Annotated in this window: 12 protein-coding genes; 7 read left to right on the top strand and 5 right to left on the bottom strand. The window is 40.4% G+C overall.

Translation table 11 applies throughout. The annotated features are described in order from the left end of the window. The first annotated feature begins 332 nt into the window (after nt 1–332). The 3 genes from ACNORC_RS11450 (at nt 333) to ACNORC_RS11440 (ending at nt 2122) form a co-directional block, all read left to right on the top strand. Nucleotides 333–653 carry a phosphoribosylpyrophosphate synthetase gene (locus ACNORC_RS11450; RefSeq protein WP_418335780.1) on the top strand — a complete coding sequence of 107 codons (321 nt, stop codon included), beginning with the start codon at nt 333–335 and terminating at the stop codon, nt 651–653. 79 nt (nt 654–732) lie between these two features. Next, entirely contained in the window at nt 733–1224 is a 492-nt protein-coding gene (locus ACNORC_RS11445; RefSeq protein WP_418335779.1) for a Dps family protein, read from the top strand. Between the two features lie 10 nt (nt 1225–1234). Next, complete coding sequence (locus ACNORC_RS11440; protein ID WP_418335778.1) at nt 1235–2122, top strand: mechanosensitive ion channel family protein; 888 nt, start codon at nt 1235–1237, stop codon at nt 2120–2122. A gap of 73 nt (nt 2123–2195) precedes the next feature. Here ACNORC_RS11440 and ACNORC_RS11435 read toward each other — a convergent pair whose 3' ends face one another. Next, nucleotides 2196–5912: a metallophosphoesterase gene (locus tag ACNORC_RS11435; protein ID WP_418335777.1), complete on the bottom strand. Its 3717-nt coding sequence runs from the start codon at nt 5910–5912 to the stop codon at nt 2196–2198. Nucleotides 5913–5968: 56 nt separating this feature from the next. On the opposite strand from ACNORC_RS11435, the gene ACNORC_RS11430 reads away from it, so the two are divergent. Further along, entirely contained in the window at nt 5969–7153 is a 1185-nt protein-coding gene (locus tag ACNORC_RS11430; protein ID WP_418335776.1) for a Pycsar system effector family protein, read from the top strand. On the opposite strand, the gene ACNORC_RS11425 is transcribed toward ACNORC_RS11430, so the two are convergent. After that, nucleotides 7070–9520, bottom strand: coding sequence for a GAF domain-containing protein (locus ACNORC_RS11425; RefSeq protein ID WP_418335775.1), 2451 nt, complete (start codon nt 9518–9520; stop codon nt 7070–7072). The genes ACNORC_RS11430 and ACNORC_RS11425 overlap by 84 nt on opposite strands. Before the next feature lie 121 nt (nt 9521–9641). Between ACNORC_RS11425 and ACNORC_RS11420 the strand changes: the two genes are divergently transcribed. Further along, nucleotides 9642–10766 carry a redoxin domain-containing protein gene (locus ACNORC_RS11420; protein ID WP_418335774.1) on the top strand — a complete coding sequence of 375 codons (1125 nt, stop codon included), beginning with the start codon at nt 9642–9644 and terminating at the stop codon, nt 10764–10766. A 72-nt stretch (nt 10767–10838) separates the two neighbouring features. Here ACNORC_RS11420 and ACNORC_RS11415 read toward each other — a convergent pair whose 3' ends face one another. Both ACNORC_RS11415 and ACNORC_RS11410 read right to left on the bottom strand, forming a co-directional pair. After that, a complete protein-coding gene (locus ACNORC_RS11415) occupies nt 10839–11513 on the bottom strand; it encodes an SIMPL domain-containing protein (RefSeq protein WP_418335773.1) in 675 nt (224 codons plus the stop codon). A 46-nt stretch (nt 11514–11559) separates the two neighbouring features. Next, nucleotides 11560–12210 carry a rhomboid family intramembrane serine protease gene (locus ACNORC_RS11410; RefSeq protein ID WP_418335772.1) on the bottom strand — a complete coding sequence of 217 codons (651 nt, stop codon included), beginning with the start codon at nt 12208–12210 and terminating at the stop codon, nt 11560–11562. Nucleotides 12211–12264: 54 nt separating this feature from the next. Here ACNORC_RS11410 and ACNORC_RS11405 point away from each other — a divergent pair, with 54 nt between their 5' ends. Further along, a complete protein-coding gene (locus tag ACNORC_RS11405) occupies nt 12265–13176 on the top strand; it encodes a lysophospholipid acyltransferase family protein (protein WP_418335771.1) in 912 nt (303 codons plus the stop codon). On the opposite strand, the gene glmM is transcribed toward ACNORC_RS11405, so the two are convergent. Further along, entirely contained in the window at nt 13163–14554 is a 1392-nt protein-coding gene (gene glmM / locus ACNORC_RS11400; protein WP_418335770.1) for a phosphoglucosamine mutase, read from the bottom strand. The genes ACNORC_RS11405 and glmM overlap by 14 nt on opposite strands. Before the next feature lie 132 nt (nt 14555–14686). On the opposite strand from glmM, the gene ACNORC_RS11395 reads away from it, so the two are divergent. After that, nucleotides 14687–15271 carry an acyl carrier protein phosphodiesterase gene (locus tag ACNORC_RS11395; RefSeq protein ID WP_418335769.1) on the top strand — a complete coding sequence of 195 codons (585 nt, stop codon included), beginning with the start codon at nt 14687–14689 and terminating at the stop codon, nt 15269–15271. Nucleotides 15272–15275 lie beyond the last annotated feature (4 nt).

The raw sequence follows: 15275 nt of genomic DNA, 5'->3' as shown, positions 1-15275 counted from the left end.
TTCAGGATTCACACAAATGTAAATAAAGCCAACGAAACTATTTTCGTAAAACTCCGGAAAACTTCTCCCTTTTTTATAAATTATTACGGAAAAGTTGTTGAAATGAATTTTCTAAACTCCTACTGGTTTTATGTCATAGCAGCCATTATTACCATAATTGGCTTAATCACAGGATGGTATCTATTTATTTTTATTATCCTACCCCTTAGTTTCTTCAGTTTTGGAAAGAAAGACAAGAATAAATGACAAGTTAAATTTTTACTAAATGAGCGGCTATTCTTGGAAAGGCCGCGCCTCAGACGTATTTTAAACTGAGTTTAAATAAAAACATCATGAAACAAAAAGGTACGCTATCAGAAACACTAAATATGTTGCGTTTGGAGGAAGGTTATGAAGAGGATTTCAATCTGATCGACCACCAGCTAAAAACGGGTAAAGAAAAGGAAGAATTTCTTTCACAGGATTTCATTGTAGATGAAGTCTACCGTTTCGAAGGACCCTCTAATCCGGGAGATGAAGCCATTATTTATGCCATTAGTACTTCAACAGGACGAAAAGGGGTTTTAGTGGATGGATATGACATCTCAGGAGGTCAGATCTCCGATGAACTATTGAAAAAGCTGGACCTTAGAAAGAATAGACCCATAAAATAATTTTATGGGTATTTTTTTGGCAAGCCTTACATGTTATATTAAATTTGAATACAAATCAAACAACCAATAAATAAAAACTATGAGTTACTTAGGATTGGACGAAAACAAAACCTCCAAAACAGTAGAGGAACTAAATGTTCTATTAGCAGACTACCATCTTTATTATCAAAAGCTTCGGAATTTTCACTGGAATGTGAACGGGATCAATTTTTTTGATCTGCATGAGAAGTTTGAGGAACTATACGACGATGCAAAGATTAAAATAGATGAAATCGCCGAAAGGGTACTTACCCTTCGCATGAAACCCACCAGCAATCTTAGTGAATATCTTCAAAAAGCTAATATTAAAGAAACCGGTACCGGCATTTCTGATTCTGAAATGATCAAGATCCTTCTTGAAGACCATGGATTGTTGTTAAAACAAATGCGAAAAGTGGCTGAAGTTGCCGGTGACGGCGGAGACGAGGGAACAATTGATCTCATTGGCGCTTACATACGGGAACTGGAGAAAACCAGTTGGATGTTAGAAGCCTGGAAAATGAAAACTTCTGAACAAAATCAGCCGGCCTAATCCGGAGTAAATGGAAGACAACTTTAATATAAACGATTCCATATCCGGAATCTGGGAAAAATTAGGCGAATGGCTGGATTCATTGATCCTGGGTTTGCCTAATTTTATTTTGGCCGTACTGGTATTCACCTTGTTTGTTATAGCTGCCAAATATCTTGGTAAACTACTCGATAGGCTGCTCAGGTTTAAGGTAAGACAGGATTCTATCCGCGAGATCACCATCAAGATCATGAAGGTGGTGGTTATTGCCATTGGTTTCTTTGTAGCCCTTGGCCTGCTTAACCTGAATACGGTATTAACCTCTGTTCTGGCAGGTGCGGGAGTGGTTGGTTTGGCTATTGGTCTTGCACTGCAGGGTACTCTAAATAATACCTTCTCCGGAATTCTTTTAAGCTTTCTGCCGGAACTACAGATTGGCGATTGGATAGAAAATAACGGGTATGCCGGAAGGGTGGTAGAAATTAATCTCAGGAGTATTGTCATTAAGGAAGCTGACAATAATTACGTGGTGATCCCCAACTCCCAGGTAATAGATGCTCCCTTTAAGAACTTCTCCCGTACTTCCAGGTCAAGAGTTATGGTAGATTGTGGAGTGGCCTATAATTCAGACCTTGAAATGGTTAGAGATCTTACTCTTAAAACTATTTCAGAATTATTCCCTCCAAAAAATAATGAGGAAGTTGAATTCATGTACAAAGAATTTGGAGACAGCTCCATTAACTTTGTCGCGCGATTCTGGACCAATGCCACTACTAACCGCGAGATTTTGATTGCGCGTAGTAAGGCGATCATTGAGATCAAGAAAGCGTTTGATGCTCATGATATCAATATCCCGTTCCCTATCAGAACGTTGGAGTTCAACAACAAATTAAATATCGACGGGAAAACTTCGGAATAAGGTTTCTCCTTAAATAATAAAGGGTTCCAAAAATGCCATTTTTGGAACCCTTTATTTTATAGCTATTCAGAGCCTAGAAGTTGAATCCAAAGCCGAAACTAAACCGAAGTCCTTCTTTCCCTGTGAAGAAATTAAACCTTCCGCTCAATGCCTCGGCGCTGTTGACCCAGAATCCACCACCGTAGCTTTCATGCCAGTCGTTACTGTTTTCACCATCTAACCACACCCGACCAATATCATAACCTGCAAAGACTCCTATTTGAATAGGTAGAATTGGGGTTTTGAATTGCTCAAAACTGTAACGAAGATCTGCTCCCGTTGCAAGAGCACTTTCACCGGCAAACCTGTTCAATCTGAAACTACGTAGTCCCGTATCGCCTCCCAAGGTCGCTGCCTGGTAGAACTGAAAATCGTCTCCAAAGTTTACTTCTGCCTGTATCCGCGGATTAAGGACGAGCTTATCATTACGTGTCAGTGCTCTAAAGAACCCAAGGTAAGGTTCCAGGTAGCCAAAAAATTTATCGGTATCATTAGTGTTCAATTTTCCACCGGCCTTTAATTCAAACCGCATTCCGTTAGAAGGGTTCAGCACATCATCGTAACTTTCATATTTATACAAACCTTCCAACCCAAGAAAATATTTTCGTTCAAATAGATCCGGATCTGCGGCAAATTCTTCCGTAATAAACCGCCCATCACTTTCTGCAATTTTCACTCCTTCAAAAGAAGCGGTGTATTTAAAGAAGCTTCCGAAGGGGCTTTGACGCACAAAACCTGCCTCTCCTCCTATCGTACTTACTCTTATCCTGTTATAATCTTTGCCCAGTTCGTCTTCAGGATTTTCAGTCTCATTTCCATAACCAAAGAAATTCCGCGTAAAACTAGGGCTCGTAAAATAAGCTCCTACAAAGAGATTGTAATTTCCCCACATGTTGGCAAATTCGCCATCGTAGTGCACGTTAAAACTTTCAGTAGCGAAATAATAGCCTGCCTCGAGAGAATGTTGGGTAGTATAAGGGTTCCGCTGAAAACCAAATATGCTTTGCTTTGCCTTTAGACCCACTCTGATGCCATCATCAGGATTATACCCAACAGCCGGGATCACAGAAGTTTTCTTATAGATCTTCCGGTCTTTGTCAAACACGTTCACTTCATAATCATCTGTAAGATGCACTCTAGCTCCGTGCGTTTCTTCAATGGTGTTGGGTTTGGAAATGTAATCATAGATCTTCACTTTTTTACCATTTTTGACACGGTAAATATCATTGTTCTGGCCACCAATAACCCTTGTAAGTATTGGATCATCCCCTTCTCCATAAACCTCAAAAACATCGTCATCATCCAGTCCATACAACCAGATCTCCTTCGTGTATTCGGGATAATAGATTCTCGAATTAACAATATCTGCCTTTTTACCATCCTTAATCCGGTAGATCGTAATTCTGGTCTGACCCTTTGGAAGTCTTTCCACTTCTATATAGTCATCTTTATCGGTTCCGGTAACTATTGAAGTTTCTGCTACTACCTCGTAATATCTTTTTGCAATATCCACCAGATTTTCCCTTCTGGCCTTCAGGTGTTTTTTGATCTCTTCGGAAGATTGGCCCTTGGTTTCTTCCGGTAGCTTTGAAAATGCTTCTTCAATAGCTTCATCAGTCACATGCTCCTGCAGATACTTTGCCTGTTCGATCCATTCTTCCCTGCCCATGTTCTGAATAAGACTTCGGTCCAGCCCCAGGGCAGCTGTATTAAAATACTTCACATCGTTAATATCATCATCATAGGTTGCCAACTGTTTGGCTAATCCTAATACTCCTCTTAAGGTCGCTAAAAATGCTCCGTCAAAATTCGAAAACACCTGATCTCTGTCTCTGGGCACCGGCCTAAAAAGATGATTTCCCTCCTTATCTTCGAATTCGGACCATCGCCATTGGTCCTGGTGGCGGTCCCAATCGCCTATCAACATATCAAAGAGCCGTGCTCTAATATAAGCAGACTCATCCAGGGAATATTTTTCGTCTCTTCGCAGACGTTCAAAAACCCCTGAAGTACTTTCGATATCATGATTGGGCGCTCCAAAAGATTCGTAACCTGTATAATGTTCTTCAGGCCTCTCCACGATCATGTAAAGCTCATCTCCATATTCCTGATTATAGATTCCCAATGCCTTTTGCTTGGGCACGTAATATAACTTCGGATTTGTATGGTACACCCCGGCAGCTTGAGAAAGGGTAGGAATTACCATAAAACCATAAGGATGGGCCGAAGTGTAGAAGTCTTCAATAATATCTTCTGCCAAGGTGTTTTCAAAATCAGATTCTACCGAGGCATCTTTAAAAGCTACTGTTTGAAGAAACTGTACCGCACTCTTTTTAAGTGCCCGCATATTATAATCCCTGCCATTTTTATCTTTCAACCGTAAAGACCGTGTTTGATGACCTCCACCGGCCCTAATGACTTCCATTCCTCCATAAAGGGTGTCGAGGTCGACTACTTCAGCTTTGATCTTGGTACCATAGATCTCGCGATAACGGTCTCCCCAAATACTCTCATAAGCTTCAGATTTTTCAGTCTCTTCAGGCTTATATACTGAAGCTTCCACAATCTGTGGAAAGGTATCAGGCAGCGTATCAAGGTTAACCGGCTCAGGAGCTTCAAAAACCTGTTTTTGGTATACTAATTTTGGGTTCTTATTTTCACTTCCGTAGAAGCTCACCCAGGAGGAACCGTCTTCAAATATATCCAGGACCGCAAACCCCTGACCATTATAAGCAAAGAGTCCGTCGCTGCCGAGTCCAACACTGGTAGATTTAGAGCCGGAGCCGGAGACTATCTGTTTTAACCCATCTTTTTCAATGTATTGTAAACTGTGTTCATGTCCTGAAACGAACACCACATTACCCCATCTTTTAGCAATCGTTTCCAGTCTTTTTACCATGTTCTTGTATAACAGGTTTTGAGCATCCTGAATAGATACACCGCCACTGGTACGTATCAACATCGCCAGTGAGCCCAGAATTGGAACAGGTATCTTCTTTTGAGACGGGTATAAATGCTGGTTGAAATCGTAATGTCCACCATGCACCCCATTGGTGTACAAAGGATGATGGATGGCAAAAACCACAGTTTTTGTTTGATTCTGCTTTAACTCACTTTCAACTTCAAGAAAAAGTGCGTCACGGGTTTTTATCTCGCAGTTATCATTAATAGTAGGATGGTTATCCCAGTTGGTAAGAAACCATTGAGAATCAAGTATTATTAACTGGATCTCATCTGAGAGATCAATACTTTCAATTCCACAACCCGCCTTTGGGTGAAAGACATCTTTATCATCCAATTGATCTTCAATATATTCCTCTTCCCTTTCCAGGCCATCTACACCTTCATTGTACCAGTCGTGATTCCCCGGAATAAAAATTACGTTTCCATCGTAATTTTCAACTGCGTCCAGTTGAGCGTCAATCCGGTACTCTGCTCTTTCCCTTAATGGATGGCCTTCTTCTTCCATTCCATCGGGATAGATATTGTCACCTAGGAAAATAGTGTAGTTTCCTACTTGTTTAACAGAATCCAGGTAGGTCTTAAAAGCTAACAATCCTTCTGAAGTACCACCCGGCTTGGAATAACCTCCGTCTCCAAGTAGATAAAAGGAACGGGCTATCTTCTTGTCCTGGGGATAATCAAAGTTAGAAGTTGGTTCGCCTTGCTTGTATTTAGCTTTCTGAGTAGTGGAACAAGCCGCAAGTACTATAAAAACTATCAGTGTTAGAAATTTGTTATTTTTCTTCATACAATTTTATCGGGGGATTTTTTTTGTAATTTGGTGATGAACCTAACAAAAACTGAATGACACCTCTTGTTGAGAAAGCTGAAGATTTCGTAAAGGAATTATTCAGAGAAAAACTCCCAAACACCTTCATTTATCACAACTTCAAGCACACTCAAAGGGTAGTTAAAAGTAGTAAAGAATTAATTGAAAACTCTCAAATAAGTGTTAAACAAAGGGAAGCCGTGCTCCTCGCAGCTTGGCTTCACGACACCGGTTACACCGAAACTTATGTGGGTCACGAGGAAAAAAGTGTTGCAATAGCAAAAGACTGGCTGGAGAAGCAAAATGCCGATAAAGATCTTGTAGCAGATGTTTTGAGGTGCATTGAAGCTACTCAAATGGTTGTGGACCCGCAGGACGAAATGGAAAGGATCATCAAGGACGCCGATACCTCTCATCTTTCCAAAGATTACTTTGATGAAACCAGTGAATTTCTGAGACAGGAATTGCGCTTACAGCACATTAAAAACTTCTCGACCCAGGAATGGATCCAACAATCCATCGAATTATTCACAAAAAAACACCAGTATTATACTACCTACGCCTTAAATAACTGGAGCGAAGAGAAAGATAAGAACTTGCTTTCTTTGCTTAAAAAGGAGAAAAAAGCAAAGAAAAAGCTCGCTAAAGAAGAGGTCAAAGCCCGCCTGAAGGTCAAGTACAAAGATCAAAGCCCTGATCGTGGTATTCAAACCCTTTTTAGAGTCACTATGCGCAACCATTTAAAATTAAGTGACATTGCAGATACAAAAGCAAACATTCTGTTATCTGTAAATGCCATTATTATTTCTCTTGCCATATCGAACCTCATTCCGGAAATAGGAGCTCCCGAAAACAAAAGTCTTACCATTCCTACCCTAATTCTTGTCGTTTTTAGTGTGGCTTCAATTGTGGGTTCTATTCTTTCCACCAGACCGAATGTCACAAGTGGAGAATTCACAAGGGAACAGATAAAGAATCGGGAGGTAAACCTGCTCTTCTTCGGAAATTTTCACAGAATGCCTTATGAACAGTTTGAGGGAGCTATGAACGAAATAATGGAAGATCATGATTTTGTTTATGAATCTTTGATGAAGGACCTCTATAACCTGGGGACGGTACTTGACCGCAAATACAGGTTACTTCGAATTACGTACACTATCTTTATGGTAGGTATCATCCTCTCGGTTCTCAGTTTCATCCTTACTTTTTACCTGTTTTAACTTCTCTATAAGGTCGTCATAGGTGAAAACCTGCTCCGGAGCGTTCTCCTCCTCCACGTGGTATAGAACCTCCACTCTTATGGCGCGTAAGCCTATTACTCCCTGCACATCTTCCAGTTCTAAGAGTTCCACAGACTGGCCGAGATAATTCTTGTATTGGAGGTATTTTATATATCGAAGATATTCTTTTTCGTCATCGCGACTGGAATAGATAATGGCAATTTTCCCTTTTTGAGTGATCCTTTCTTCGGTCCCTTTTATATTAGCCTTATCGATCCTTTTTTTGATGATCTCATAACGGGCATTATAAGTCCCATCCACATCAAATTGTTTTTCATCCATACGGTACCTTATAGAAAGGGTGCTATTATAAACCAGGATAAGGGAAGCTGCTTCCAGTTTAAGAGGATTATTCTCCTGGATCTGGTAAAACCGGTTTTCCATTTCACACATGGTGCTCAACTGCCACAGCCTCAGATTATACAGGTATACCTCATCAAAAGGATTCGAGCGGTTGTTAGTGAGGGCTGCTCCAATGTAAATATTGTGCTCTACCCCGTCTGTTTTATAACGTTCGAAATAATGCGGATAGATCTTCTGTGCAGCCACCTGCTTTTGATCAATATAACGCGCCATGGTGCGATTGATCTGTTGCACGGCTTCATCATAATTCTTCCGGTGATTGTAGATAATACCGTTTTCAGAATTTACCTTTTTTCGATAGGCTTCTACCCTGTCTTTTAATTCTTCAGCTTGCTTCTGAATGTGTTCCATTACCGGAAATATTTCCTGCTGCAGAAGATTGAAGACCTTTTGTTCACTTGAAGCATTCAGGCTTTCTTTCAATTCATCTTCAAATTCTTTTATTCGGAATTTTACCTGCTCATAAATATCCAATTTTTCAATAGCCTCAGCCTCGTCAATAATGTCTCTGATGAGAGTAAGTTGATCCAGAAGGTCTTTTTGAATGGCATCATTTCGGGCTTCAGAAGAAGCAACTATATCTATCTGCCCATATAAAGGATAAATATCCTCAAAGGAAATATCCTTAAAAGAAGCGAGCCCATCAGAATCCAGGTCTTTAATGAATTTCTTTGCTTCTTTTTCGAAGATCCACAGTACACTCGGGTGGATCGAAGTACATTCGCTTTGAATAACGGCTTTTACCCGGTTCTCAAATTCACTCCTGCTTCGTTCCACAGCCGTTACTATATAAGGCAGAATATCTTCCAGTTTTGTGGCGTTGACACTGTTCAGTTCATTTTTTCGGAAAGAAATAAGCTCCAGTACACCCAGTAATTTTCCATTTTTAGCAATAGGCGCTAAAATCACACTCTTGGCATCCCGTTCCTGGAGGTTTTTGGCCAGCCGATTATCTGACGTGGATTTTGCAAAACTCTCCACATTGGAAATCGTGAAATAATTGTGATTCCGCACCAGCACATCACAAGCTTCTTTTCCAATGGCGTCTTCACAGTCCCATTCCCCTTCGGTATGTAAAATAAAGCTGGGAACTCCTTTATTCCCCATTCTTTCAAAAATGGATTCCTGTTCATTGAACATGGCAAATCCTATTCTAAGATCAGAAATGTTATATATGGACCTAAAGATCTGTTCAAACCTTGCCATCTCCTCCTCACCCGAAGCATCTCGCTGTAATAGCGTAGTTTTAAGGTCAGAGATAGCGTCGTCTACAGTGACATCGGTAAGGGTAACGATAATAAAACCTTTAAAAATCCAGCTTTTTGGAGGGAATTTTTCTTTCCAAAGCTCAATTTCCTCAATATTTTGAAGCAGGTCATCGATATCATCTTTACTGATCTCTTTGAAATCATCTGTGGGTTCTATCTCCACAAAATCAGAATTGAGGTCAATGCGATACCGCCTTAAAATGCCATTTTCATCGGGTATATCGTAATACAGAGGCCTGGAGTAATCAATTTCATAACCATATTGAAAATTGAGGATCAGGATACATCCATAAATATAATCCAGGTCTTCATCCAGGTTACGCATGGAAAGGACAAAGTCCTCTCCAGCCTGATCCAGGATCTGCCTGAACCTGCTGGTGGAATTGAAGATCACGTTATGAAAAGGTACCGTAATAGCTTTGATCTGGTTTTCTGAAAGTATCTCGGGAAAAAGGTCCTTCATGAGGATGCGAATGGGATCTTTGTATTTCTCAATATCCTTTAGATCCTGGATACCTTCGGAAAGTGCCGAAAATGAAGACACATAGTCCAGCATTTTCTGAATGTATTCCTTTGAAATTTCACTGGTCTCCTTTTCAAGTTGTTGCTCGTACTTATCGATGATCTTTTGAAAGCTTATGCGAATGTCGAGCGGAAAATCCTTTTGGTTCTTCATATCGATAAAAATAATTATTTATTCCGCCAAGCCTGTGCCAGCCTAATAGATTAACAATAATTTATGGGAAATAGCCTACGGAGAACCACAGGATGTTTATTTTTGCAAAAAACAACGAATTATGCGCAAAATTTTAATAGTAAGTTTAATTGCCCTTTTTGCTTCCTGTGAGCAGGAAAATGACCAGGGTTACCACATTAGCGGAACTGTGGAAAATGCTTCGGAAGGACAAATGATCATCATTTCTGAATTGAATGACACCAACACTCAAACTGTTCCTGTTGATACAGTAACCGTGACCGATGGTAAGTTTGAAATGGATCTTCCCGAAAAAGAATCCCCTGCCATAAGCTTCCTTACTCTCGACGGAATGCGTGGAAATATACTTTACATCGCCGATAATACACCAATAAAATTTAAGATCTATACAGATAGTATATATGCTTCCGAAGTAACCGGAGGAAAAGACAATGAGATTCTGTACACTTACCTTGGGACCATCAAAAGTACCAACAAGAAAATGGGCGAGAACAGGGTTGCCATGAGAGAGGCTTTTAGCCAAATGGATTCTGTTCAACTTGAATCGCTTCAGCAAAACCAGGAGCAGATTATGGAAGAAGACAAAGGCAATAAAATTGCCCTTGTAGAAAAGAATCCTAATTCCCTGGTTTCTGTTATGGTTCTGCAGGACATGGTAAATACACAAATGTATCCTGCTTCCAAACTTCGGGAATTGTTCGATAATCTGGATCCTGAGATAAAAGAGACTTCTTTGGCCCAACAGCTGGATGAAACTCTTACCAATCTCAGCAGAACTGATGTTGGAAGTCCTGCTCCGGAATTCTCGGCTCCCACACCCAATGGTGAAGATCTGGCCCTTAAAAATGTTATGGGAAAAGTCACTTTAGTAGATTTCTGGGCCTCCTGGTGTAAACCATGTAGGGTAGAAAATCCAAACCTTGTTGAAGTGTATAAAAAATACCATGACAAAGGATTCAACATTATCCAGGTTTCTCTGGATCGTCCCGGACAAAAAGAGAAATGGATGCAGGCAATCGAGGAAGATAATCTGGGAGCCTGGAATCACGTTTCAAACCTGATGTTCTGGCAGGATCCTATCGCTGCAGATTATGGAGTAAGAGCCATTCCTGCTGCTTTTCTTTTAGATGAGAACGGAAACATCGCGGCCAAGAACCTTCGGGGAGAAGAACTTGAAGAAAAGGTTTCTGAACTGGTAAGCGAGTAAACCCGAACTTTAATAGCAAAAAAAAAGTGCCTTCAAAAAAGGCACTTTTTTTATTTCTTTATCTGAAGGAATTTATTTTAGAAGAAAGCTCACATTCACTTTAACCGTGACTTCCATTTCTCCCGGAGCAATAGTCTCCTGCTTTGAACTTGCAGAATCCTGCATTTCCAGAGCACGATACATAGGAGGGAAATTTCCGTTGTCCATTTCACTTATAGAATGAGCCTTTCCAACCTCCTGACCAAGGGCACCTGCATATTCTTTAGCTTTTTCAAGGGCATTCAAAACCGCCTTTTTTCGCGCTTCAGATTCCAGCTTTTCTCTTTTGGAAGTCTGGAATTGAATTCCGTCGATCCTGTTAAGGCCGGAATTTAAAAGGCCACCCATCAAGGTTTCATACTTACTTAGGTCGTTAAGCTGAATTGAAATTGCCTGATTAGCTGAATAGAAGGTTTCTTTCGTGTTATAATTATAGTCCTTGTTCAGGTTTAAATATTCGGTTTGAAAATTCTTCGAAGGGATACCTTGGGACTTGAGGTACTTGATAATGTCATTTACAACCTTATCATTTTGAGCTTTAACTTCGGAAGCTGATTTGCCGGTATGTTCTACACGGGCTTTAATGAGAACCTTGTCGGGAGTGACATTCACAGTTCCCTTTCCGGTGACGGTGATAAGGGCAGGATTTTGCTGTGCAAATAATCCTAAAGAAGCGAAAAAGAAGACGACAAAAAGTAATTTTTTCATAATAAGTAGATGTTTTTTCAGGAAATTTGCAATTACAATGCCATTCTTACATTTTCCCGGCTCTCTGTAGGAAAAAAAGCAAAATAATAGGAATTGCCAGCAGGATCACCATAAGCAAATGTGCAGAAAGGATCCAGGGTGCAAGAACGAGGGTCAGCAGATATCCTCCCACAGCCCCTCCAAAATGTGCATCATGGCCGATGTTTCCAAGTTGTCTTTTCATTCCATAGATGGAGTATAACATATACCCGATCCCGAAAACATATGCGGGAATGGGTATCGGAATCAAAAAGAGGTACAGGCTCATGTCCGGATAGAGAAGGATCGCAGCATAAATTATTCCTGAAACAGCTCCACTCGCCCCCACTGCATTGTAGTTATAGTCATGTTGATGAAAGTAATAGGAAAGCAGGTTACCCAAAATAAGACTTGCAAAATATATCAACAGGAATCCAAGGCCTCCCATAGAATCGATGACCACATCGGCAAAGAAATAAAGGGTAAGCATGTTCAGGAAAAGATGGGCTGTATCTACGTGCAGAAATCCGGAAGAAAATATGCGGATCTTCTCCCCTCTCTTTACCGCTGCTGAATTGAATTTGTACTTTTCAAAAAATGAAAAATCATTGAAACCTTTAAAGGAAACAATGACATTCAATGCAATTACAATAAGGGTCACAATGTTCAAATCTCCCATCTACAGTTACGTTTAGTGCCAAATATAGCATATATTTGTTGAAATTTTCTGTGCATGCAGCGTATTGTTTATTGGCTTGCTTACCCCCTGCTCTGGCTTATTTCCATTTTACCCTTTCCGCTTTTTTACCTGGTTTCAGATGGAGTTTGCTTTCTGGTTTATCATATTATCAGGTATCGCCGAAAGACGGTTAGAGAAAATCTTGAACTTGTTTTTCCTGAAAAGTCATCTGCCGAAATAAAGCAGATCAGCAAAAAATTTTACCGCCACATGGTGGACATGTTTCTCGAAATGATCAAAAGCATTTCTATTTCTAAGGAGGAGTTAAAAAAGAGGTTTGCATTTACCAATCTTGAGGAGGTTGTGAAGATCAGGGAGATGGATAAGAGTATCATTGTTGCCTGCGGTCACTATGCCAGCTATGAGTGGATGAATGCTATACAACTTTATGGGTTGGATTATGGCGCTTTCGGGATCTATAAAAAAATTAAGAACCGCTACTTTGATAAACTGGTAAAGGATATTCGGGGCAGGTATGATGGCACCCTTATTCCCACTACCCAGGCTACTAAAGTCATCACTGATAATGAACGGAACAGAACTTTGGGGGTTTATGCCATGATTGCCGATCAATCTCCAAAGTTATACAGGACGAAAGTTTGGGCTGAATTCATGGGAATAGATGTGCCGGTTTTTACGGGTACCGAAAAACTTTCACGCAACCTGGATATCGCAGTGGTATACCTTCATGTTGAGAAGGTCAAAAGAGGTTATTACGTGGCTACCTTTATCCCAATCTCCTACGAACCTGCCCAGGAACCACCTCACTACATTACTAAAAGGTATTTTGAAGAACTGGAGGCTCAAATTAGAAAGGCGCCGGAGTATTACCTGTGGACCCATAAAAGATGGAAGCATAGAAATGCTCCCATCCCTCACGAAGCCGTGGTAATTAAGGCAGATTAGCGATCTCCTTGATTTCAGAGATCATTTGATGAGCGACCTCATCTGCTTTCTCCTGAGATTTTCCCTCTGTATAGATCCTGATAATAGGCTCAGTATTTGATTTTCGAAGGTGTACCCAGTGGTCTTCAAAATCTATTTTTACTCCGTCTATAGTCGTGATCTCTTCCTGAGAATATTTTTTCTCTACCTCTCTTAAAATTTCATCCACATCCAATTCCGGAGTGAGTTCAATTTTGTTTTTACTCATAAAATAAGAAGGGTAGGATTTCCTGATTTCTGAGACCTTCATTTTTTTCTCAGCCAAAAAGGTCAAAAATAAAGCTATTCCAACGAGACTGTCACGCCCGTAATGAAGTTCGGGATAGATGATCCCGCCATTTCCTTCTCCTCCAATCACGGCATTAGTGTCTTTCATCAATTGAACCACATTAACTTCTCCTACTGCACTGGCTTTATATGTGCCGCCATGTTTTTCGGTGATATCGCGAAGAGCGCGGGAAGAAGAAAGATTACTTACGGTGTTTCCCTGAGTTTTACTCAATACATAATCTGCACAAGCAACCAGGGTATATTCTTCTCCAAACATTTCTCCGTCTTCACTTATAAATGCCAACCTGTCCACATCAGGATCTACTACAATCCCAAGATCAGCTTTTCTTTCTTTAACCAACTTGCAGATCTCAGTAAGATGTTCTTTTAAAGGCTCGGGGTTATGCGGAAAGTGCCCGGTAGGTTCACAATATAATTCAATGACATTTACTCCCAGGCGCTTTAACAACTTTGGAACTGCAATGCCTCCTGTGGAATTCACTCCATCAACTGCCACGGTAAAATTTGCTTCCGCAACTTTTTCCGCATCTACCAGGTCGAGCATTACGACTTCTTCAATATGAGTATCTATATAATGAGTAGCTTGTTTGATGCTGCCCAAGGAATCAACTTCTGAAAAATTGAAGTCTGACCTTTCTGCAATGTCTAAGATTTCTGCTCCATCGTCCCCACTCAAAAACTCTCCTTTTTCATTTAAAAGTTTTAAGGCGTTCCATTGTTTTGGGTTGTGACTCGCGGTCAAAATTATTCCTCCGTGGGCTTTTTCCATTGGCACTGCCACTTCAACCGTGGGTGTGGTAGAAAGGTCCAGGTCTATTACTTCAATACCGAGACCCACAAGGGTATTCATAACCAGTTCCTGGATCATTTTTCCGGAAATACGTGCATCTCTTCCAACCACCACTTTTACAGCCGCGCCTGAATTCTTCTTGGATAACCAGGTGCCGTAGGAGGCAGCAAATTTTACTGCGTCTATGGGAGTAAGATTTTCTGAAGGTTTTCCTCCAATCGTTCCGCGAATTCCTGAAATAGATTTTATTAATGTCATTTTTGATCGTTTAGTTAGCAAATTCATCAGAAGAAAACTGCTTCTGATGCTCAGCCACAAATATACAAGCCTATAAAGGCAGGAACAAACGTTAACAAATATTAAACACACTAATTGTTACCTTAGCCCTGAATGAATTTTCTTGCCCATATATACCTCTCCGGAAAAAATGAAGACATCATCATAGGGAATTTTATTGCAGACTCTGTAAAAGGGAAAAAATACCTCAACTTTCCTCAGGATGTTCAGAAAGGAATATTACTTCACAGGGCAATTGATTTTTATACAGATACACATCCAATTGTACGTCAAAGCACCTCAAGATTATTTCCGAAGTACCGGCATTTCAGCGGAGTGATCATTGATATTTTCTACGATCACTTTCTTGCTTCGAACTGGAAACAATATTCAGATATTCCCCTGGAGAAGTTTATAAGCGATTTTTACGGGCTACTGGAAAAAAAACATGCTTTACTTCCCAAACCCATTCAACGATTCCTGCCTTACATGAAGAAAGAGAACTGGTTGCTCAGTTATGCTTCAAAAGAAGGAATTGGTGACATTCTGCGGCAGATGAATATCCGGACTCAAAAAAAGGGAAAAATGGACATGGCAATTTTTGATCTTGAAGATCATTATGAAGAGTTTAAAGCAGAGTTCACTACTTTTTTTCCGGAGCTCATTACCTTTTCCCTTAACAGGAGACAACAAATTTAAAATC

It is taken from the genome of Salinimicrobium soli, from assembly GCF_048323655.1.
Taxonomy (GTDB): Bacteria; Bacteroidota; Bacteroidia; order Flavobacteriales; family Flavobacteriaceae; genus Salinimicrobium; species Salinimicrobium soli.
The sequence above is the reverse complement of the archived record's forward strand: the minus strand, read 5'-3'. Positions and strand labels throughout refer to the sequence as shown.

What these genes read in the sequence shown, in the direction of transcription:
- ACNORC_RS11395 (WP_418335769.1), top strand. Translation starts at nt 14,687, where the DNA reads ATGAATTTTCTTGCCCATATATACCTCTCCGGAAAAAATGAAGACATC.
- ACNORC_RS11425 (WP_418335775.1), bottom strand. Translation starts at nt 9,520, where the DNA reads ATGAAGAACCAAAAGGATTTTCCGCTCGACATTCGCATAAGCTTTCAA.
- ACNORC_RS11420 (WP_418335774.1), top strand. Translation starts at nt 9,642, where the DNA reads ATGCGCAAAATTTTAATAGTAAGTTTAATTGCCCTTTTTGCTTCCTGT.
- ACNORC_RS11415 (WP_418335773.1), bottom strand. Translation starts at nt 11,513, where the DNA reads ATGAAAAAATTACTTTTTGTCGTCTTCTTTTTCGCTTCTTTAGGATTA.
- glmM (WP_418335770.1), bottom strand. Translation starts at nt 14,554, where the DNA reads ATGACATTAATAAAATCTATTTCAGGAATTCGCGGAACGATTGGAGGA.
- ACNORC_RS11430 (WP_418335776.1), top strand. Translation starts at nt 5,969, where the DNA reads ATGACACCTCTTGTTGAGAAAGCTGAAGATTTCGTAAAGGAATTATTC.
- ACNORC_RS11450 (WP_418335780.1), top strand. Translation starts at nt 333, where the DNA reads ATGAAACAAAAAGGTACGCTATCAGAAACACTAAATATGTTGCGTTTG.
- ACNORC_RS11410 (WP_418335772.1), bottom strand. Translation starts at nt 12,210, where the DNA reads ATGGGAGATTTGAACATTGTGACCCTTATTGTAATTGCATTGAATGTC.
- ACNORC_RS11445 (WP_418335779.1), top strand. Translation starts at nt 733, where the DNA reads ATGAGTTACTTAGGATTGGACGAAAACAAAACCTCCAAAACAGTAGAG.
- ACNORC_RS11435 (WP_418335777.1), bottom strand. Translation starts at nt 5,912, where the DNA reads ATGAAGAAAAATAACAAATTTCTAACACTGATAGTTTTTATAGTACTT.
- ACNORC_RS11440 (WP_418335778.1), top strand. Translation starts at nt 1,235, where the DNA reads ATGGAAGACAACTTTAATATAAACGATTCCATATCCGGAATCTGGGAA.
- ACNORC_RS11405 (WP_418335771.1), top strand. Translation starts at nt 12,265, where the DNA reads ATGCAGCGTATTGTTTATTGGCTTGCTTACCCCCTGCTCTGGCTTATT.